We start from the raw sequence: 20,109 nt of genomic DNA, 5'->3' as shown, positions 1-20,109 counted from the left end.
AACCATGAGCGACCATCAAGTCACTGAAAAACAAAATATGATGATCACGCTGGAAAACGTGAATAAATGGTACGGACAGTTCCACGTATTGAAAGACATCAATCTGAACGTGAAACCGCGCGAACGTATCGTCCTGTGCGGCCCTTCCGGCTCCGGTAAATCAACGACCATTCGTTGCATTAACCATCTGGAAGAGCATCAGCAGGGGCGCATTGTGGTTGACGGCACCGAGCTGAATGATGATTTGCGTAACATTGAGCGTGTGCGTACCGAAGTCGGCATGGTCTTCCAGCACTTCAACCTGTTTCCGCACCTGACCGTGCTGCAAAACTGCACGCTGGCTCCGTGCTGGGTGCGTAAGATGCCGAAGAAAGAGGCGGAAGAGCTGGCGATGCATTACCTCAAACGCGTGCGTATCGCCGAATATGCCAACAAATTCCCCGGCCAGCTTTCCGGCGGACAACAACAGCGCGTGGCTATCGCCCGTTCGCTGTGCATGAAACCGAAAATCATGCTGTTCGATGAACCGACGTCTGCGCTCGATCCGGAAATGGTGAAAGAGGTGCTCGACACCATGATCACGCTGGCCGAAGAAGGCATGACCATGTTATGCGTTACGCATGAAATGGGTTTTGCCAGAACGGTAGCCGACCGGGTGATCTTTATGGATCGCGGGGAGATCGTCGAAGAAGCACCACCGCTGGAGTTCTTCGCGAATCCTAAGTCAGCGAGGACGAGGGAGTTCTTATCGCAGGTTATTCATTAACGCTTAAACACTTGGCGGTGTTTAAGCCGCCTAAAGATAGATTAGTGAAAGTTTCGGTTTCTCAATAGCAGTGCTCACATAGCCTTTCGAGCCAAAACCGACCAAAAGAGGGAAATGCTTTCCCTCTTTTGGATTTCTCCCCGCTTTTTCAAAACGCGCTTCCGCTTGTTGGCTATGTTTCAGCAGATGCCGATGTTGCCGCGAAATCTTGCCGCTTCGCGGTACCTTCATTTCGGTCTTCGAGCCCTTCGGTCTCGAAACACTCATTCAGCAAGCTTTCTGAAAGCGGCCAATGGTTTTTAAAAGGCCGACTCTGGTATCTCTACCCAAAAACAGCGTTATAGAGATTCCATTTTTTCAGATGACCGACGTACTGCAAGGGCTGGACGGGGGTGAACGAGGAAATATCGCCTTCACGCATGTGGAGTAAATCGGCGGGTGAAATCCATAATGCGTTTGAAACGGTAATCGGGTTGCCGGCGTAATTGAATGCTTCAATCACAAACTGAGAACAGAAGAATGTCTCCTGCGCATCTGCCGAATCGCCAATCTGAACGGTTGCGAGCGTATCAAAACACTGGCTGCGGCCTTTGCCAAAGAATACCGGTAAATCGCACACCCGGCGGGACAACGTATATGGCGCAATAATCACGATGCCTTTGTAGTTATATTTCTTCCCGCGTTTGCTTTGCGCAAAGAATCTTAACCGTTGCAGCTGTTCATCGCTAAATCCCGGATGGCGCAAACTCACCATCGAGTTACTGTGGGACAACGCCTGTTCTAAAGAAACAATCTGCACGCCTTCACCCACCGCTTCCGCGACTTCGCCGTTACCGAGATAAACCGACGCATGGCTGACGCCCGAAAGGCTGAATAAACGGATCCCCAGCGACGTCACGCCCGTCGTTGACGAAAGCAGAATATCGCCAGGCTGAAGCTGCTCCGCGCCAATGGTCACCGCGTCATTACTCTCAAGCGTTGAAATACGCTGCATGTGTAACGCCGTTTTACTGGCCGAAGGCTGCAAAGCTGCCTGCTGAGAAATATTCGTCTGCGTACTGCATCCCGATAACAATAAAAGACCGGCGAAAACCACCGCCCGGTTCAGATAAATCATTTTGCATCCTTGCCATGAATTATAGAAATTCCAAATATTCTTTTTATTAAGATTTTTCCTGCATATACAACAGCTTCACAGAAAATATAACCGCTGCATTCTAGCAGAAAAAATAAACAAAACGCTGCTTACAAAATGGGGCGCGAAAACAAAAGGGCATAAAGACGAGGAGGAACGAAAAACTCAGGTGGCGCAATCAGAAAGCTTGCTGAACGGAGCGGCTTCGAGACCTGCGGCTCGAAGACCGAGAGAAGGCACCGCGCAGCGGCAAGTTTTCGCGCCAGGCGGCGGAGTACCAGAACATGTCCTTCGTCCCCGCGGCAGCGCGCAGTTAAAGAGCGCGGAGTCCAGAGGCCCGCGCGTTATCGGGTCTCTGGTCGGTGTGGGCCGACGCCCACGGTTTTGAATTTGAATTTGAATTAAAAGTTTTCGATCTTTTTCAAAAGATCATCACCACATCACAATCCCAATCACCGGTGCCATCACCACCGTCACAACCCCCGCCAGCATCATCACCAGACTCGCCACCACGCCTTCTTCGGCTCCTAATTCATATGCCCGCGCTGTCCCCGCGCCATGCGACGCTGCACCCAACCCGGCACCTTTCGCCAGACCGCTTTTCACCGAAAGCCGCAGGAATAACATGTCGCCGACCGCCATACCGAATACGCCGGTGATCACCACAAACAGCGCCACCAGATCCGGCTGCCCGCCCATTTGCTTCGCCGCTGCCAATGCAAACGGCGTGGTGATGGAGCGCACCGCCAGGCTGCGCTGAACTTCTTCCGGCAAAGTCAGTATTTTCGCCAGCCAGACCGAACTGCTGACCGCCACCACAATGGCCGTCACCACGCCCGCGCTCAGCGATAACCAGTGACGGCGGATGACCGCCATATTTTCATAGACCGGCACCGCAAACGCGATGGTTGACGGACCAAGCAACCACAGCAGCCAGTGCGTTTCACCGATGTAATCCTGATAAGACGTGTGCGTCACGACCAGTAAAATCACCAGCACGATGGGCGTAAATACCAGCGGCATCAGCAGCAACGTGCGGCGCTGGCGGTAGAGTTTTTTGTTGGCGTAATACAGCCCGAGCGTGATCACAAAACATAAAATGCTGATAAGAAAATCAGTCACGCGATGCCTTCCTCGCCGCCAGACGCTGCTCCAGCCGGTACACTTTATCGACAACAACCGCCGTCGCGCCAAGTGTCAGAAGCGTGCTGACGCCAATAACCAGAAAGATTTTCCAGCCTTCGATCATCAGCAGCTGGGCGTAATTTACTACAGCCACCACCGCCGGAACGAAAAACAGCAGCATCTCGGCCAGCAGCCAGCGGGAACCGGCTTTCACCCAATTCAGCGGCAAAACGCGGAACATTATCAGCAGTAAAAGCATCAGCATACCGACGATATTGGCCGGTAAAGGCAAATGCAGCACAGTGACAAGACGATCGGCTATAACGAATAACACCGCATACAGCAACACCTGAACAGGGATCTGGCAGCGGGTCAGCAGGGACGGCGCTTTAGAGCGCAACGCCAACAACATGGGGACGACCTCAAAAGACAAAAGAAGAAAAATGAGTATACGCTCGCGAGAAACCGGTAAAGAAATGAATTAAAATCATTAAAAAGATTCCAATATGGAATACTTTGTTGCTTACCGATCGCAGCGGGGAAGTCATTGAATGGACGTTCGCACGTTACGCTATTTTGTCGAAGTGGTACGCCAGCAGAGCTTCACCCGCGCGGCGGAAAAATTATTCGTCACGCAGCCCACCATCAGCAAGATGCTGCGCCACTTGGAAGAAGAGCTGGAATGCACGCTGATCATCCGCGAAGGACGGCGTTTGCGGCTCACCGACAGCGGTCAGGCGCTCTACCAGCGCGGGCTGAATATCCTGGAAGAATTCCGCCAGCTCGAAGCCGAACTGGAAGACATTAATACGCTTAAGCTCGGCCATTTGCGGCTGGGTATTCCGCCGATGGTCGGCACCCAAATCGCACCGCTGATCGGCAGTTTCCGCCAGCAATATCCGGGTATCGAACTGATTATTTCTGAATTCGGCGGGCTGACCGTTCAGCAGGCCGTCATCTCCGGCGAGCTGGATCTGGCGCTCACCGCCCTGCCCGCTGACGCCGTGCCGTCCATCGCCTCATTGCTGCTTTTCTGCCATCCGCTGTGCGTGGTAGTTCCCCGCACGCCGTACTGGCTGAACCGGACGTGCATTGCCCTCAGCGAACTGGCCGACGAAAGCATCCTGATTTATAACGAAGATTTCGCACTATATCGCCAGTTGATGGACGCCTTTTCAGCGCAGGGTTTCACGCCCAAAATTGCCGCCCGCAGCGGACAGTGGGATTTCTTAGCCGCCATGGTACAGACCGGCATGGGCGTGGCGATTTTGCCAGAACCTATCTGCCGGCGGCTGGATAAAAACACGATGCTGTGGTTGCCGCTCGAACCGCTGATGCCGTGGCAGCTGGGGCTGATCTGGCATCAGGGCAGCTATCTTTCCCACAGCGCACAGGCGTGGATTGCGCTGTGCCGGGATTACTGGCCGCAACCCTGAACGCGGTATTTATACTTTTTTTACGGCGACAACTTTAATCTTTATGTTGCCGATATATCCTTTTACCTGCGCATAAATTAATCTGAATTTATCGCCGAAAGGTATGCGTGAAAGAAAAATATGAATCCGACATTCAAGCCTTCACTATTAAAACACTCACCTGTTTTATTCAGTTCTCCGATAATTTCAAAGTTAGTGGCCAATGAAAGCCAGCTGACGTCTGAAAATGCGTCACAGGGAAATAACAGTATTTTCCGTCAGGAAGCAGAACGTTATTTATTAAACAACCCGAACACGAAACATATTGATGTTTATCTTAATGACATCAACGGTTCGTTCAGGGGGAAAAGAATGAATATCACCTCGCTGCTTTCACTGGAAAAAGGCGCGTATTTTCCTCAGTCCGTTTATTCCATGGACAAAGAAGGCAAAGTGCAAAGTACGCTGAATGATGATCTGGCAGTGAATGAGCCGGACAGAATTTGTTTTCCTGTCGCAGGCACTCTGCGCCCGTGCGGCCATAATCCGGCTGAAAATGCACAAATATTACTGACCATGAAAAACGATCAGGGAAATCCCTATTCACTTGAGCCACGCGTTATCCTGGCAAACGTGCTGAGTAAATTCCATGAACATGGTTTGTATCCGGTGATTGCGCCCGAAATTGAGTTTTATCTCGAGGACTTCCAAAACCGTAACATTCAAAACTCCGGATGTTTCCATTTAGCCGTTCCGTCAGAACATACCGCGTTTATTGAAGAACTTGAGACGATGGCGACGCGGCAAAACCTGCCTTTATCGGGCATTGTTTGTGAGGCGGAAGCCGGTCAGTTTGAATTAAATCTGCAACACTCGGGGCAAGTCGTCGACCTCTGCGAGAGCGTGCTGGCGCTTCGCCGCTTAACCAGCACCGTCGCCCACAGGTTTGGATTCAACGCCATTTTCATGGCTAAACCATATTCGCAGATGTCAGGCAGCGGATTGCATTTTCATATCAGCCTGAACGACGAACAGGGCAATAATGTTTTTGCCTCCGGCGACCAAAACCTCAATGAAATGATGCGTCTGTGTCTCGCCGGCATGCTTAACCTGATGCCCGCGTCTATGGCGATTCTGGCACCCAACGTCAATTCATTCAGACGGTTGAGGAAAAACCTTAATGAGCCGTTGTTCAGTTCCTGGGGCGTTAATCAGCGCTCTGCGGCATTGCGCATTCCCTGTTCAGGCGAAGCGCATCGCCGCATTGAATACCGTCTGGCGGGGTCGGATGCCAACCCTTATCTGGCGATGGCCACCATACTGACAGGCATGCTTTACGGGCTGGAGAAAATAGAAGACGACCCGGTTGCCGATCTGACGGCCCGCTCACCCGTTTTGCCTTTATTCCAGCAGCACGCCCTTGATGAATTCCGGCAATGCCCGTATTTAACCGCGGCGCTGGGCGAGGCATTTTCCCAACAGTGGATCCAAACCAAACTCTCTGAACTGACGTGGTTCGAAAGTATTGTCACGCCTCAGGAAAGCGCTGGCACAGCAAGTTGCTGAACAAGGTAAATCGCTACGATTGCCACTGGTAGGCGACTGAGTTTCTGGTGTGTTTACGCGCTGAGGCAGAACGCACGCAGCGCACGGTGTTCAGAACATCTCACCACGGCACTACGCCCCGCATAATCTCTAAAAAAAAGGCTTCCCGCAACGTTAGCGGAAAGCCTTTTATGGCAGATTAACGCCGGAAAACCGTTGTGTCAGACTTCTTTTTCGACCAGCAACGCTTCCAGCAAATCGAGATCGTGCAGCAGTTTTTGCAGCGTTTCATTGCTGATTTTCTGGGTTGCGCGCAGATGATAAAGCTCACCGCGCTCGGCACGCAGCGCGGTCAGTCGAAAACGTCGCTCTAAGTTTTCAAGTTTCAGCGCGGTTTCCATATCATCGCGATTCGCCGTCCGCCGTCGCAGTGTCCCTATCACGCGGGAACTGATTTCCTTCAGCGTCTGTTCATCGATGTTTTCTTCGGTATCCGCCGCCAGACGTTCTTCCATCTTATGCAGGCTTTCGATCGCCACTTCGGCGGCCACGGATTTCGCCATGCGCTCTTCTTCACGATAGGTCGTTCCGTCGGCCACGACCACGCCTTTGAGCAGGAACGGCAAGGCAATCACACCGGCAATCAGGGAGAACAAAATGACGCCCGTCGCCAGAAACACCAGCTGATAACGCGACGGGAAGGCCGAACCATCGGCGAGGAACAGCGGAATCGACAGCACACCGGCGAGGGTAATCGCCCCGCGAACACCGGCAAACGACGCGACCCACAGCTCACGCGTACTGTAGCTGCCGAACAGCAACGGTTTCTTTTTCAGGAAGCGGTTACTGAAGTTTTTCATCACCCACAGCCAGACGAAACGCAGGATCAGCAGCGCAAAATAGATAATCCCGACGTCCGCAAACAGGTGCCAGGTGACGATTGACGGATCATGCGTGGCCTGATCAATTGAATTTTCAAGAATGCCCGGCAACTGCAAACCGAGCATGATGAACACCATGCCGTTGAACACGAATTCCAGCATCGCCCAGACGCTGTTCGCGCGCAGACGCATCGCCAGCGGCGCGTTACGGATAATGCCCGACTGGCTGATGGTCATCCCCGCGGCGACCGCGGCCAGAATGCCCGACACGCCGATGTGTTCAGCAATCAGGTAAGACGCGAACGGCAGCAGCAACAGGAAAACGATTTGTGTCGCCGGATCATCGCCGCTCCAGCGGCTCATGATGCGCAGCGATTTACTGTACAGCCACGTCACCGCGACACCCGCCATCAGGCCGCCGATGGCGACTTTGAGAAACTCAACGGTCGCGCCGCCGACGGTGAAAATCATGGTGCCCATCGCCACGGCGATCGCAAATTTGAGTGACACCAGGCCGGACGCATCATTCATCAGCGCTTCACCTTCCAGCACGCCCATGATCGACTTCGGAATGCGGCCCTTGCCCACAATCCCGCCCAATGCCACGGCATCGGTTGGTGACAGCACCGCCGCCAGCGCAAACGCCGCAACCAGCGGAATATCCGGCACCATCATATAAATCAGATAACCGATACCGACGACGGTGAGTAACACCAGCACCAGCGCCAGCCCGAGAATTTCGCGCCCGTGGTGGAGGAATTCACGGGTCGGGGTTTTCCAGCCATCAGCAAACAGCAGCGGCGGGATGAAGAGGACGAGAAACAGTTCCGGATCGAAATCCACATGCAGACCAAAACTCGGCACAGCCAGCACCGCACCGACGGCGATCTGCATTAATGGAAGAGGAACCTGAAACGGCAACATTCTGGTGACGACACCGGAGAGCGACACCACCAGAATCAAAATCAGAATGGTAAAGAAGATTTCCATGCTTTCCTTAGACTCTTGTTTTTATGATTTCAATCAGACGGGGTCTGACACATACAGAGGGAATAGTAGATCAAAAGAGGACATGATTTAAATCGATGCGTGCGGTTGGGGGCTGCGCAGAGCTGTTTAAAAACTAAATTCAAGTTCAAGACCTTGGGTTACCACCCAAACTGGCTTTAAGAGGCGCCTATCGCCGCGCCTCTTAAAAATCTCCGGCTCTTTTACTGCGCGCTACCGCTCGCTGGCTATGTTTCAGGCAAAACAGCTATTGCCGCAAACGCCGCCGCTGCGCGGTACTCTCGTTTCGGGTTCTAACCAGCTCGGAAAAAACTCTCGCCGTTTCTCACCGCTCACTCCACGTCGTTTTGAAAGCGGCTACTGGCTATGCACTTCGGTTGATACATGCAGGCTGATATTGATTTGCTCCTTCCCCTCTCACGAGGGGAAGGCCGGGATGGTGTGTTGGTTTTAGCGACTCAGAGGTTTGCTAAACCCCCTCCCAACCTCCCCCTTCGCAGGGGGAGGAGCGAACCAAATGACTGTAATATATCGATAAAAATTCACCTGACGCTTTCAGAAAGTTTGCCGAGCCAGCGACAGCGCGCAGTAAAAAAAAGCGAGGAGAGTGCAGAGAGGAAAAGCACTTTCCTCTCTGCTCAGTTTCGGCGCGAAAGGCCATGTGATAACCGCACATGAAAAACCGAAATCTCCTCGGTCAGAGTTTGAAAACCGCCCCGAATGCCCGGCCTGGCATTCAGATCGCCCATCCTCCGGCATAAAACACCACTAAGGCGGCAGCGATAACCACCGTTCCGACGTTCAGCTTGCGCCATTCGCCTGAGAAGATACGGCCAATCACCAGCGCGCTGAAGCCCAGCATGATGCCGGTAACGATGTTACAGGTCAGCACGATGAATACCGCGCACAGCAGGCCGGACATCGCGTCGACGAAGTCGTTGAAATCCAGTTTGGTCACGTTGCTGAGCATCAGCAGACCGACGTACATCAGCGCTGGCGCGGTCGCGTAAACCGGAACCAGATAGGACAGAGGAGACAGGAACAACATCAGCAGGAACAGCACGCCAACGACGGTGGCCGTCAGGCCGGTTTTGCCGCCTGCCGCCGTACCCGCCGCGGATTCAATGTAAACCGCCGCCGGAGAAGCGCCGACCAGCGAGGCAAAAATGCTGCTCACCGAGTCCGCCGTCAGGGCTTTGCCGCCGCTGATGATCTGACCGTTTTCGTCGAGCAGGTTTGCCTGCCCGGCGACGGCGCGGATGGTGCCGGTGGCATCAAAGACTGCCGTCATGACCAGCGCCAGAACGCTTGGCAGCACGGCGGCTTTCAGCGCGCCCATGATATCGAGATCGAAAATGACGGATTTACCGTCTGCGCCCGCCAGCGAAGGCATCGCGAACAGGCCCTGATATTTCACCGCAGGGTCGAAAATCAGGCCAACAATGGAAATCGCGATAATCACCAGCAGAATACCGCCGGGAACGCGCAGTTTCTCAAGGCCGAAAATCACCGCCAGACCGAGCAAGGTCATCACAACCGGGAAAGAGGTAAATGCGCCCAAAGCGACCGGTAAACCATCCAGCGGGTTTTTCACTACCAGGCCGACGCCGTTGGCAGCAATTAACAACAGGAACAGGCCGATACCGATACCGGTACCATGCGCAACGCCGGTCGGCAGGTTGCGCAAAATCCACGACCGGATGCCGGTGACCGAGATAATCGTGAACAAAACGCCCATCAGGAATACCGCGCCTAACGCCACCGGTACGCTGATGTGCTGGCCGAGTACCAGACTGAATGCCGTGAATGCAGTCAGGGAAATCGCACAGCCAATCGCCAGCGGCAGATTCGCCCACAAGCCCATCAGCAGCGAGCCAAAACCGGCAACCAGACAGGTCGCAACAAACACCGCGCTTGGCGAAAATCCGGCTTTACCCAGCATGGACGGCACCACAATCACCGAATAAACCATCGCCAGAAACGTCGTTAAACCGGCGATCACTTCCTGACGGACGTTGCTGCCACGCGCACTGATTTTGAAAAATGCATCAAACGGACCTTTTGGCGCAACAGCGCTGCCCGTCTGAGGGTGTTGACTCGACATGGAAAATCCTCTGAATGTCTTTACTGATTAGCCGGCGTGGTCATTATGAATTCGTTTCTGCACGTTCGCTTCCTTACCCGTAGCCTGAAACCGCCGAAATCAGCGTCAGATCTACAAGGCAAACGTTTAACTCACATCGCGTATGGCGGGTCTGAAAAATTAAGCAAACGATTATCCGGCCTTTAAACCCCACATTTCAACTACGTTCGAAGACAATTTACCGTTGTCCGGTCAATAAAAACGCGGTTGTGATGTAAATTCAGCCGGCTGGCGATTTGCTGTGCGGTATCGGTTGCGCATCTGCGTTTTTGGCGACCACAAAAGGGAAAAGAAAAACGGGGAAAACAGGATTATTTAGTGAGTTTATAATATTGCGCCCGTGATGACATTCGCTCCTCGTCCGGGCGCAACAAAATAACTCCGGACTTAACGCAATATCGTGAAAGGTCCGCCGTTTTCCAGCACCTTCTGATAAGCCGGACGCGCGGTCACATTTGATAACCATGCATTTAAGTGTGGGTATTGTCCGAGTCCGGCGCGGGCATTGATAGCTTCTATCGGGAAGCTCATCTGAATATCTGCCGCGCTGAACTGATACCCGGCGAAATAAGGATGGATGGCAAGGTGTTTCTCCAGATAATCCATATGGGTATAAATTTGTTTATCCAGATAGTTTTTCTGCACGCCCTTCCCGATTGCGCCCGCCAGCGGACGGATAAGCCACGGCATCGGCGGTTTGCCTAAGCGGCTGAAAATCAGTTTCATTACCAGCAACGGCATCAGCGAACCTTCCGCATAATGCATCCAGTAACGGTATTGCTGACGCTCAGCGAAGGCCGACGGCTTCAGCGTACTGTCTTCATCATAAACTTCCTGCAAGTATTCAATGATAGCGCCGGACTCCGCGAGGATCAGCCCGTTGTCTTCCAGCACCGGCGATTTACCCAGAGGATGGACTTTTTTCAGCGCAGCGGGTGCCAGCATCGACTTTTTATCCCGCTGATATTGCTGAATTTCGTAAGGAACGCTCAGTTCCTCCAGCATCCATAAGATTCGCTGTGAACGTGAATTATCCAAATGATGCACTGTGATCATAAATATTTCCCACCCTGTTTCATTTAATTATTTGTTAACTATAGACAAGGCCTGAAAAGCCGGATCATATTCATTTAAAAACCTTGATGTTTCTCAGGTTTATTAACAGACAGAGGAGACGGGAAATTATTTTCATTTGATTAAAATTACTTACGGATTAATCTTAATTACACGAAAAAAATTATCGTAACTTCATTCGCCTTTAATAAATCTTAATGCCATTATCGCCGAATCCAAAATAGCCCCCCCTGCCTCCGTGGAGCCTTACATGTTTTCCAGTAATTACAACAATGTGCTTGTAATGTTTTCGTTCATTGTTGCAATGCTTGCCTCTTATACCGCGCTTGATATGGCTGGCCGGGTTGCCACGACAGAGGGAAAGGCTTCCCGTCTCTGGTTAAGTGGAGGTGCCATTGCGATGGGCATCGGGATTTGGTCCATGCATTTTATCGGCATGCTGGCCTTTAATTCCGCAATGCCAATGGGTTATGACCCCTTTATCACGCTGCTTTCTATGCTGATCGCCATTATTTCTTCAGCATTCGCGCTGTGGCTGGTCTGCCTGCCACACTTACCGACGCGGCGTTTACTGGCTGGCGCATTGCTGATGGGCGGCGGAATTTCCGCCATGCATTACACCGGCATGGCGGCCATGCTGATGATGCCACCGATTATTTATGATTACCGCTGGGTGGCATTGTCCGTTGTTGTGGCGATTGTCGCGTCGGGCGCGGCCTTGTGGATGGCGTTTCATCTGCGCCAGCAATCTCCGAACGTGCGGTTGTTGCGCATCAGCGCGGCGGTAATCATGGGCACGGCGATTGTCGGTATGCATTACATCGGTATGGCGGCGGCAGTGTTCCCGATGGACAGCCACAGTATGGCGGCGTTCAGCGGTGTGGATAACAACTGGCTGGCGCTGCTGGTGATTGTGGTAACGCTGGCGATTCTGGCGATCACGCTCATTATTTCAATTCTCGATGGCCGCATGCAGGCACGCACTTCCATTCTGGCGTCGTCGCTGGCCCAGGCAAACCGCGAACTGACGCAGCTGGCGCTGCACGACAATCTCACCCGCCTGCCAAACCGTTTGTTGCTGGAAGACCGCCTCGGGCAAGCCTTCCAGAAGGCCTCGCGCGCTGAATCTCAGTTTGCCGTGCTGTTTCTCGATCTTGACGGGTTTAAGGCAGTCAATGACGCGTTTGGCCACCATATCGGTGATCAGCTGCTGATCTCGGTGACGGAGCGCCTGCAATCTCAGCTGCGTGCGACGGATACGCTCGCGCGTCTGGGCGGCGATGAATTTGTGCTGCTGGTGGAAATAACCGAACCGACCGATGCGTCGCAACTGGCCGACCGGCTGGTACATCTGATTGCGCGACCGTTCTACGTTTCCCGCTACGAACTGCTGGTGTCCGCCAGCATCGGCATTGCGGTATATCCGGGCGACGGCGAAAATGAGCGCGAACTGATGCTCAACGCCGATGCCGCGATGTATCACACCAAAAACTCCGGCCGCAACGGCCACAGTTTCTTCCAGCCGTCGATGAACGCCAACGCGCAAAATCAGTTACAGATGCTCAATGATCTGCGCCTGGCGATTGAACACCACGAGCTGCGTTTGCATTATCAGCCGAAATTTATTGCGCCTTACGGGCCGGTCAGCGGATTCGAAGCGCTTTTGCGCTGGGAGCGCAACGGTACGACCCTCAGCCCGGACGTCTTCCTGCCGCTGGCGGAAAAAACCGGTCTGATCATTCCTATTGGCGAATGGGTGCTGAACGAAGCATGCAGGCAACTGCGTGAATGGCATCTTGCCGGTCACACTAACTGGACCGTGGCCGTGAACCTTTCCACTTTGCAATTTGAGCAGGCTAATCTGGTAGAAATGGTCATCGGTACCGTCGAACGCCATCAGATCCCGCCGGAAATGCTGACGCTGGAAGTCACTGAAACCACGGCGATGCGCAACCCGGACGTCAGCGTGGAAATCCTCGAGCGCCTGACGCAATACGGCGTCAAAGCGTCCATTGATGATTTCGGTACCGGCTACTCCAGCCTGCTGTATCTGAAACGCCTGCCGGCCAGTGAACTGAAAATCGACGGCGCGTTTATCAACGATCTGATTGCAGGCAGTGAAGATGCCAGCATCGTTTCGGCGATTATCGCGCTGGGCCAGACGCTGAATCTGAAAGTCGTGGCCGAAGGCGTGGAAACCATCCAGCAGCAGGATTTCCTGACGCAGCTGGGCTGCGACACGTTACAGGGCTATCTGCTGGGGCGTCCGATGACACCGCAACAGATTGCCCAACATCCCGATTCTGACTGGGAACCTCAGCTCAAAATCATCGATAAAGTCTGACGCTGTTCTGCGCTAAAGTGCCACCGTGCGGAAAAAACGCACGGCATTGCGCAACTCGAGACTCTGTTCCGTCAGGGATTGCGCAGCGGCAGCCGCCTGTTCAACCAGCGCCGCATTCTGCTGTGTGACCCGATCCATCTGATCAACCGCGATTCCCACTTCATGAATGCCGGTGTGTTGTTCCGAACTCGCCGTCGAAATTTCACTGACAATACCGGCCACTTTATTCACCGAACTGACAATATCCTGCATCGCTTTACTGGCGCGATCCGCCTGCTGGGAACCCTCGGCGATTTTACTGACCGTCCCCTGGATCAGGTCTTTAATTTCTTTCGCCGCCTGCCCGCTTTTTTGCGCCAGCACCCGCACTTCACTGGCGACCACGGCAAACCCTTTCCCCTGCGTTCCGGCACGGGCGGCTTCCACCGCCGCATTCAGCGCCAGTAAGTTGGTCTGAAACGCAATCCCCTCAATCACGCTGATAATGTTGATAATCTCGCGGGAACTGCCGGAAACATCGCGCATATGCGCCTGCATGCCGGTCACAATCGCGCCGCCCTGCGAGGCCGTTTTCGACGTTTCATGCGCCAGCGCGCTGGCTTCGCGGGCATTTTCGGCGTTCTGGCTGACGGTCGTCGTCAGGTTTTGCATATTTGAACTGGTCTGCACCAGCGACGCCGCCTGTTCTTCCGTGCGCTGCGACAAATCAATATTGCCCTGCTCGATTTCACTGGCCGCGTGATTGATGGATTCGCTGCCTTCCATAATCTGATTAATGGTTTTATTGAGCTGCTGATTCATGCCTTCCAGCGACGCCAGCAGACTGCCGCTATCACCGGGTTTCAGCTCAATTTTCGCCGCCAGATTCCCGGCCGCAATTTCACGCATGATCGACGCCGCATATGCCGGTTCGCCGCCGAGCTGTTTCACCAGATTACGCGCCAGCAGTAACGCCATCGCCAGCGAAACCAGGAAAGCAAACCCCACCAGCGCCAGGAACATCATACTGGCATTGTGATAACTGCTCCGTGCCCGCGCGGCTGCCTTTTCGCTGTTCGCCAGTTCATCACTGACCAGCGTCGCCAGATCGGCCATCAGCTGCGTGCGGTATTTACGTGAGTTATCGCCGCTGATTTGCGTCGCCTGCGCAATATCGTTGCGCTCAACGGCGGCAATCACGGCGTCGTTCGCCAGCGAAAACTGCTCAAAGTTATTCACGATTTGCTTAAACAGTGCGGATTTACTGCCGCCGCTGTCCAGTTTCTGATAGGCGTTTTCGGCGGCTTTAAACGTCGCCACGGCCTGCATGATTTCGCCCCGGTGGCCGTCGCGCGGCGCACCCTGTGGCGAGGCGATGTACTGCACCTGCTGCAGACGCAGTTCGGCCAGCGTGCCGCGCATCACCAGCGGGTACTGAACGCCGGGAAGCCGGTAGGCGCGGTAACTTTCGATTTGCTGATTACTGGTGTTCAGTAGCCAGGCGGACATCGCCGCCAGGATCAGCATCAGACCCAAAACGAGCGCGAACGCGCCCAGTAAGCGCGTCAGGACAGAGAGATTGGTTATTTTTTTCATTCGGCACTTCGTTAATTCAGTGACTTGAAATTCTGATAACGGCAACCGAAGGCAGAACTTTAGGATAAATGAAACTATATTTCATTTTGTTAAAGACTGACTTTTAAAATGTAATTTGGGAGTTACTGAACGAATTTTTCGTGTTATCCGCAGGGGCTGAAAACTTGATGTGGCAGGCATTTTTGGCGTTACGCTCATTTATGCTGAGAATAACGCCAGAAGGTTATTTCGGGGAGAAATCCGGCCATAACGGCTGAACCACGGACAGCAGATTTGCTGTTCCGCCGGCCACGGACATGTGGCGGTAATTATCGGTGCCGTCCGGCAACTGAGTGAAATTCACCACGGTTTCCAGCCCGGCTTCCTTACATATCACCGCGCCGCCGGCGATATCCCACAGCGTGGTGCGGCGTTGCAGATGCCCGTCGATAATCCCTTTGGCGGCAAACACCATGCCGACCGTTGTGCAGCGGTAACAATGCACCGACCATTCTGCCGCGCGCAGCCCCTGATAAAACGCTGACGCCTCATCCAGTTTGTCGTCCGAACTGTCGCCCAGCGACACAATCTGAACATCGCCAAAACGGTCGTCGCGGCGGAAAGGTTTGCCGTTATGGAAAATGCCCTTTCCGGATTCTGCGGCAAAAAGTTCGTTCAGCACCGGCAACGCAACCACGCCAATCACTGGTTTTTTCTGTTCGACCAGCCCGAGCGAAACGCCCCACAGTGGCGAACCGCGCAGGAAATTCGACGTACCGTCGATGGGGTCAATCACCCAGCAGGCTGCATCCGTCAGCACGCCGCCCAGCTCTTCGCCGATAATCGCGTCCTGCGGAAAATGCTGCGCCAGCTGCGCGCGGATAAACTGCTCTACCGCCACGTCGGCTTCCGAAACAAAATCCTGCGTCCGCTTACTGCTGACTTCGATACTGTCCCGGCGGTTGAAAAAACCCAGCGCCAGTTCTGCCGCCTGAGCCGCAATCTGACTGGCTAACGCCAGCTTTGCGGACATCGTAGTGTGAGTCATCATAAATCCTGATTTTCCAGTCTGGAGAAAAAATACGCGGTCATAGAATGCACCGGAATTGATGAATAAAAAATGACAACCTGCCGCTTGCCAAAACAGCGCAAAACCTTCTATATCTGTGTGCTTAACCTTTCAGCGTGATGCCGGAGAAAACCATGCCAGACGCCGCCCATTGGATCCCCTTTTTACTGATTTGTGTTGGTCTGGTATTAACGCCCGGCCCGAACATGATTTACCTGATTTCGCGCTCGCTGTGTCAGGGCCCGAAAGCCGGGCTGATTTCCCTTGGCGGCGTGGTGCTGGGTTTCCTGTTTTACATGCTGTTTGCCGCGCTGGGTATTACCGCGCTGCTGATGGCGGTGCCGTTTGCTTATGACGCCCTGCGGATCGGCGGCGCGGCGTACTTGCTGTATATGGCGTGGCAGGCGGTGAAACCCGGCGGGCGATCGCCGTTTCAGATCAAAGATTTGCCGCGCGACAGCAACAGAAAGCTGTTTACCATGGGGCTGGTGACCAATTTACTTAATCCGAAAGCCGCAGTGTTGTACCTGACGTTATTGCCGCAATTTATCGTTCCAGAGCAAGGCCACGTCCTCACACAATCTCTGGTGCTGGGTATCACGCAAATCATCGTCAGCTTTACCTTCAATGCCCTGATCGCACTGTCGGCGGGATATATCGCCCTATTTCTGGCCGGTCGCCCTTTGTGGATGGTGCTTCAGCGCTGGTTTATGGGCGTGGTGCTCGGCGGGCTGGCGGTGCGTATGCTGCTCGACGGACGTAAATAGCGCCATAAAACAGATAAAGCCGTTTCTGAAAGCGGCTTTGTCTGTGGTCATATTCAGTCCTTTATTAACGTTATATAATCCTCTGCACAACGAAAACAGAGGAATTCCTTCGTGCATGCATTTTCATCCAAATTACTGCCCTCCGCTTTGCTGCTCGGCTTTGTCCTGAGCTTCTCGTCACAATCCGCTCTGGCCTCACGCCAGATCACCGACCAGCTCGGGCGTCAGGTGACAATCCCCGATCAGGTTGACCGTGTGGTTGTGCTGCAACACCAGACGCTCAATCTTCTCGTTCAGCTTGATGCGACCCAAGATGTCGTCGGTGTGCTCAACAACTGGCAACAGCAGCTGGGCAGCGGTTATGTGCGGCTCGCGCCATCTCTGGAAAAAACGCCGGTGGTAGGCGATTTAACCAGCGTGAACCTGGAAAGCGTGGTCGCTCTGCATCCGCAGGTGGTATTCGTCACCAACTATGCACCGCAGGAAATGATCGACCAGATCAGCCAGACCGGCATCGCAGTCGTCGCCGTTTCTTTGCGTGATGACCCGAAAGGGGAAGAACATAAGATGAATCCGGTGCTGCCGGATGAAGATCAGGCGTATACCGAAGGTTTGAAGAAAGGGATCCAGTTGATCGGGGAAGTGGTCAACCGTCAGAAACAGGCGCAGTCATTGATCGACTATACTTTTGCTCAGCGCCAGTTAACCGGCACGCGGCTGAAAAGCGTTCCGGCTGACCAACGCATTCGCACTTATATGGCCAATCCTGACCTGACCACTTACGGCTCCGGCAAATATACCGGGCTGATGATGTCCCATGCCGGCGCGCTCAACGTGGCCGCCGCGACCGTGAAAGGCTACAAACAGGTTTCGCTGGAGCAGGTGATCGCCTGGGATCCGCAGGTGATCTTCGTGCAGGACAGGTATCCGGAAGTCGTCGGTCAAATCAACCATGACCCGAAATGGCAGAGTATTGATGCGGTCAAAAATCACCGCGTTTATCTGATGCCGGAATACGCCAAAGCCTGGGGCTACCCGATGCCTGAAGCGCTGGCAGTGGGTGAACTGTGGATGGCGAAAAAACTGTATCCACAAAAATTCGCCGACATCGATATGCAAAAACAGGCTGACGCCTATTATCAACGCTTCTACCGGACAGACTTCAAACCTGCCGCAGAAGCGACGCACGCGGGCAAATAACCTCATCCCGGTGCCGTACTTTTTTGGGGTAATGTGAGAAGGAGGTCTGATGACAAACTCGATCAAAGTGCTGGCCGCAGGCAGCCTGCGCCGCGTATGGGCACCGCTGTGTGAGGCTTTTCAGGATAAAACCGGCGGCAAGGTGGTGACCGAGTTCGGCCCCGCCGGGCTGCTGCGTGAAAGAATTGAACAGGGCGAAAAAGTCGATTTATTCGCCTCGGCCAACACCGCGCATCCGCTGGCGTTGCAGCAACACGGCAAGGCGCTGGAAGTGGACGTTTTCTGCGGAAACAGCCTGTGCGTGACGGCGCGCAAAGGGCCGGAGCTGGAAAAACTGAACTGGCTGAATGTGTTGCTCGACTCGCGTTTTCGTCTGGCGACCTCGACGCCGCAAAGCGATCCTTCGGGCGATTATACCTGGCAGATGTTTGAGCTGATTGAACGGCGTCATCCGGGCGCTGGCGAGGCTTTGCGTAATAAAGCGCTGCGGCTGGTCGGTGGCGCGAAATCGGCCAAAGTCCCGGCAGGCAAACTGGCGGCAGAATGGCTGATTTGCAGCGGTCAGGCCGATGTCTTTATCGGCTACACCAGCTACGCGGCCGCGTTACGGGAAAATGATGCGCTGGAAGTGTTCAACGTTCCGGCAGATTACAACGTGCGGGCGCGTTATGCGCTCGCGACGTGTACAGAGAAGGGCAAACCGCTGGCAGAATTTATTCTTTCAGAAACCGGCCAGCACATTTTGCAGAATGCCGGTTTTTGCGGAAAACATTCGGTGATGCAGGAATAAACAAAAATACCCAAATAATTCGAGTTGCAGGAAGGCGGCCAACGATGTAATCCCGATGAGCTTACACAAGTAAGTGATTCGGGTTACGGAGTGCAGCCAACGCATCTGCAGCTCGAAGTATGAAGGGTATTATAAATCCCGTTCTTTCATTGCGCGCTGACGATCATAGTACTCATCTTCGGCGGCGATGATTTCATCGAGCAAGGAATCCACGTCCGCTTTATGCGTATCTTCGGCGAACAGACCGGTCAGAGGCGTTTCCGGGGTCAGTTTACCGTCCTCGTATAACGCCCAGATTTCTTTCGCATAACGTGTTTCCAGCAACGACGGCGCGAACTGACCATAATATTCGGTCATGTTATTCACATCGCGTTCAAACATCGATTCGGCATGATTGTTCGCGGCGGCGTCAACAGCTTGCGGCAGGTCGATAATCACTGGCCCGTCGGCATCCATCAGCACGTTAAATTCTGACAAGTCCCCGTGAACGATACCTGCACACAGCATGCGCACGATATTGCGGATCATGGTTTCGAAATCCGCCACGGCTTCTTCTTCGGTCAGGATAACGTCGCTCAGACGCGGCGCGACCACGCCGTCAGCGTCAGTGATCAGCTCCATCAGCAACACGCCATCAAGACAAATGTAAGGCTGCGGCACGCGTACCCCGGCGTTTGCCAGACGGAACAGAGCATCCACTTCTGCCGTTTGCCAGGATTCTTCCTGCTGCTTGCGCCCGAACTTTGACCCTTTTTGCATCGCACGCGCGTTGCGGGTATTCCGGACTTTTCGGCCTTCCTGATACTGCACGGCCTGCTTGAAGCTACGCTGTGTGGCTTCTTTATAAACTTTGGCGCAACGAATCTCTTCACCGCATAAAACGGTGTACACGTCGGCTTCTTTGCCACTCTTCAAACGACGGACCACATCGTCGATCAGGCCGTCATCCACCAGAGGTTGGATTCTATTTGGGATTTTCATGCAGCCTTGTACCTTATTTCAGCGCATGAGGGAATGACCTGCGCAATATTCCCTGCATTACACACCAGACACGCCGTTCGCGTCATCCTTTCTTAATCCTTCTTTCTCACTATTCTCAAGGCTACAGTTTAACGTAGTGGCGCAGGAGTGGATACTTTCTGCGCACAGGTTCTTCTCATTCTGCGATGAAAATGTCGTCCGGCACCCGCCGATATCGCATTAACACTCCGCGTTAATTTGACTTAATTATTTTGTTCACACCTGATAACTGTTTCCCATTGTAAGTAATGATGCCCGATTATTTAATTTTCA

General features: G+C 53.6%; 16 protein-coding genes. 7 read left to right on the top strand and 9 right to left on the bottom strand.

All coding sequences use genetic code 11. From position 1 onward, the window contains the following. Positions 1-4: 4 nt before the first annotated feature. Positions 5-766: an amino acid ABC transporter ATP-binding protein gene (locus ACLBVC_RS17540; protein ID WP_410150695.1), complete on the top strand. Its 762-nt coding sequence runs from the start codon at positions 5-7 to the stop codon at positions 764-766. A gap of 322 nt (positions 767-1,088) precedes the next feature. Here ACLBVC_RS17540 and ACLBVC_RS17535 read toward each other — a convergent pair whose 3' ends face one another. The 3 genes from ACLBVC_RS17535 to ACLBVC_RS17525 form a co-directional block, all read right to left on the bottom strand. Continuing rightward, positions 1,089-1,883: a YaeF family permuted papain-like enzyme gene (locus ACLBVC_RS17535; protein ID WP_410150694.1), complete on the bottom strand. Its 795-nt coding sequence runs from the start codon at positions 1,881-1,883 to the stop codon at positions 1,089-1,091. Positions 1,884-2,333: 450 nt separating this feature from the next. Further along, on the bottom strand, positions 2,334-3,023 hold the full coding sequence (locus ACLBVC_RS17530) for an LrgB family protein (RefSeq protein ID WP_410150693.1): 690 nt from the start codon (positions 3,021-3,023) through the stop codon (positions 2,334-2,336). Next, positions 3,016-3,438, bottom strand: a complete 423-nt coding sequence (locus tag ACLBVC_RS17525) for a CidA/LrgA family protein (protein ID WP_410150692.1) — start codon at positions 3,436-3,438, stop codon at positions 3,016-3,018. The genes ACLBVC_RS17530 and ACLBVC_RS17525 overlap by 8 nt, the downstream gene beginning before the upstream one ends. Positions 3,439-3,577: 139 nt before the next feature. On the opposite strand from ACLBVC_RS17525, the gene ACLBVC_RS17520 reads away from it, so the two are divergent. Then, on the top strand, positions 3,578-4,462 hold the full coding sequence (locus ACLBVC_RS17520) for a LysR family transcriptional regulator (RefSeq protein ID WP_410150691.1): 885 nt from the start codon (positions 3,578-3,580) through the stop codon (positions 4,460-4,462). 120 nt (positions 4,463-4,582) lie between these two features. Further along, positions 4,583-6,007 (top strand): glutamine synthetase family protein, encoded by a 1,425-nt coding sequence (locus tag ACLBVC_RS17515; protein WP_410150690.1) that lies wholly within the window; start codon positions 4,583-4,585, stop codon positions 6,005-6,007. Positions 6,008-6,207: 200 nt separating this feature from the next. Here ACLBVC_RS17515 and ACLBVC_RS17510 read toward each other — a convergent pair whose 3' ends face one another. The 3 genes from ACLBVC_RS17510 to ACLBVC_RS17500 form a co-directional block, all read right to left on the bottom strand. After that, positions 6,208-7,857, bottom strand: a complete 1,650-nt coding sequence (locus ACLBVC_RS17510; protein ID WP_104924212.1) for a Na+/H+ antiporter — start codon at positions 7,855-7,857, stop codon at positions 6,208-6,210. Between the two features lie 754 nt (positions 7,858-8,611). Beyond that, positions 8,612-9,979: an NCS2 family permease gene (locus tag ACLBVC_RS17505; protein WP_410150689.1), complete on the bottom strand. Its 1,368-nt coding sequence runs from the start codon at positions 9,977-9,979 to the stop codon at positions 8,612-8,614. 426 nt (positions 9,980-10,405) lie between these two features. Next, entirely contained in the window at positions 10,406-11,074 is a 669-nt protein-coding gene (locus ACLBVC_RS17500; protein ID WP_410150688.1) for a glutathione S-transferase family protein, read from the bottom strand. Positions 11,075-11,342: 268 nt separating this feature from the next. Between ACLBVC_RS17500 and ACLBVC_RS17495 the strand changes: the two genes are divergently transcribed. Next, the gene (locus tag ACLBVC_RS17495; protein WP_410150687.1) at positions 11,343-13,436 is read left to right on the top strand and encodes a putative bifunctional diguanylate cyclase/phosphodiesterase; all 2,094 of its coding nucleotides are present in this window, start codon (positions 11,343-11,345) and stop codon (positions 13,434-13,436) included. A 12-nt stretch (positions 13,437-13,448) separates the two neighbouring features. Here ACLBVC_RS17495 and ACLBVC_RS17490 read toward each other — a convergent pair whose 3' ends face one another. Continuing rightward, positions 13,449-15,011, bottom strand: a complete 1,563-nt coding sequence (locus ACLBVC_RS17490) for a methyl-accepting chemotaxis protein (protein ID WP_410150686.1) — start codon at positions 15,009-15,011, stop codon at positions 13,449-13,451. Between the two features lie 223 nt (positions 15,012-15,234). After that, positions 15,235-16,041 (bottom strand): inositol monophosphatase family protein, encoded by an 807-nt coding sequence (locus ACLBVC_RS17485; protein ID WP_410150685.1) that lies wholly within the window; start codon positions 16,039-16,041, stop codon positions 15,235-15,237. Positions 16,042-16,193: 152 nt separating this feature from the next. Here ACLBVC_RS17485 and ACLBVC_RS17480 point away from each other — a divergent pair, with 152 nt between their 5' ends. The 3 genes from ACLBVC_RS17480 (at position 16,194) to modA (ending at position 18,816) form a co-directional block, all read left to right on the top strand. Further along, positions 16,194-16,826 (top strand): LysE family translocator, encoded by a 633-nt coding sequence (locus ACLBVC_RS17480; RefSeq protein ID WP_410150684.1) that lies wholly within the window; start codon positions 16,194-16,196, stop codon positions 16,824-16,826. 111 nt (positions 16,827-16,937) lie between these two features. Next, a complete protein-coding gene (locus tag ACLBVC_RS17475) occupies positions 16,938-18,026 on the top strand; it encodes an ABC transporter substrate-binding protein (protein ID WP_410150683.1) in 1,089 nt (362 codons plus the stop codon). Positions 18,027-18,075: 49 nt separating this feature from the next. Beyond that, complete coding sequence (gene modA / locus ACLBVC_RS17470; RefSeq protein ID WP_410150682.1) at positions 18,076-18,816, top strand: molybdate ABC transporter substrate-binding protein; 741 nt, start codon at positions 18,076-18,078, stop codon at positions 18,814-18,816. Positions 18,817-18,945: 129 nt separating this feature from the next. On the opposite strand, the gene ACLBVC_RS17465 is transcribed toward modA, so the two are convergent. After that, positions 18,946-19,797, bottom strand: a complete 852-nt coding sequence (locus ACLBVC_RS17465) for a PA4780 family RIO1-like protein kinase (RefSeq protein ID WP_410150681.1) — start codon at positions 19,795-19,797, stop codon at positions 18,946-18,948. Between the last annotated feature and the right edge of the window lie 312 nt (positions 19,798-20,109).

It is taken from the genome of Rahnella selenatireducens, from assembly GCF_046449555.1.
In the GTDB taxonomy this organism is placed as follows: domain Bacteria; phylum Pseudomonadota; class Gammaproteobacteria; order Enterobacterales; family Enterobacteriaceae; genus Rahnella; species Rahnella selenatireducens.
The sequence above is the reverse complement of the archived record's forward strand: the minus strand, read 5'-3'. Positions and strand labels throughout refer to the sequence as shown.

Bases quoted from the DNA above. Each gene is read 5' to 3' on its own strand.
- ACLBVC_RS17535 (WP_410150694.1), bottom strand. From the start codon at position 1,883: ATGATTTATCTGAACCGGGCGGTGGTTTTCGCCGGTCTTTTATTGTTA.
- modA (WP_410150682.1), top strand. From the start codon at position 18,076: ATGACAAACTCGATCAAAGTGCTGGCCGCAGGCAGCCTGCGCCGCGTA.
- ACLBVC_RS17505 (WP_410150689.1), bottom strand. From the start codon at position 9,979: ATGTCGAGTCAACACCCTCAGACGGGCAGCGCTGTTGCGCCAAAAGGT.
- ACLBVC_RS17540 (WP_410150695.1), top strand. From the start codon at position 5: ATGAGCGACCATCAAGTCACTGAAAAACAAAATATGATGATCACGCTG.
- ACLBVC_RS17510 (WP_104924212.1), bottom strand. From the start codon at position 7,857: ATGGAAATCTTCTTTACCATTCTGATTTTGATTCTGGTGGTGTCGCTC.
- ACLBVC_RS17520 (WP_410150691.1), top strand. From the start codon at position 3,578: ATGGACGTTCGCACGTTACGCTATTTTGTCGAAGTGGTACGCCAGCAG.
- ACLBVC_RS17525 (WP_410150692.1), bottom strand. From the start codon at position 3,438: ATGTTGTTGGCGTTGCGCTCTAAAGCGCCGTCCCTGCTGACCCGCTGC.
- ACLBVC_RS17485 (WP_410150685.1), bottom strand. From the start codon at position 16,041: ATGATGACTCACACTACGATGTCCGCAAAGCTGGCGTTAGCCAGTCAG.
- ACLBVC_RS17480 (WP_410150684.1), top strand. From the start codon at position 16,194: ATGCCAGACGCCGCCCATTGGATCCCCTTTTTACTGATTTGTGTTGGT.
- ACLBVC_RS17495 (WP_410150687.1), top strand. From the start codon at position 11,343: ATGTTTTCCAGTAATTACAACAATGTGCTTGTAATGTTTTCGTTCATT.
- ACLBVC_RS17465 (WP_410150681.1), bottom strand. From the start codon at position 19,797: ATGAAAATCCCAAATAGAATCCAACCTCTGGTGGATGACGGCCTGATC.
- ACLBVC_RS17515 (WP_410150690.1), top strand. From the start codon at position 4,583: ATGAATCCGACATTCAAGCCTTCACTATTAAAACACTCACCTGTTTTA.
- ACLBVC_RS17490 (WP_410150686.1), bottom strand. From the start codon at position 15,011: ATGAAAAAAATAACCAATCTCTCTGTCCTGACGCGCTTACTGGGCGCG.
- ACLBVC_RS17500 (WP_410150688.1), bottom strand. From the start codon at position 11,074: ATGATCACAGTGCATCATTTGGATAATTCACGTTCACAGCGAATCTTA.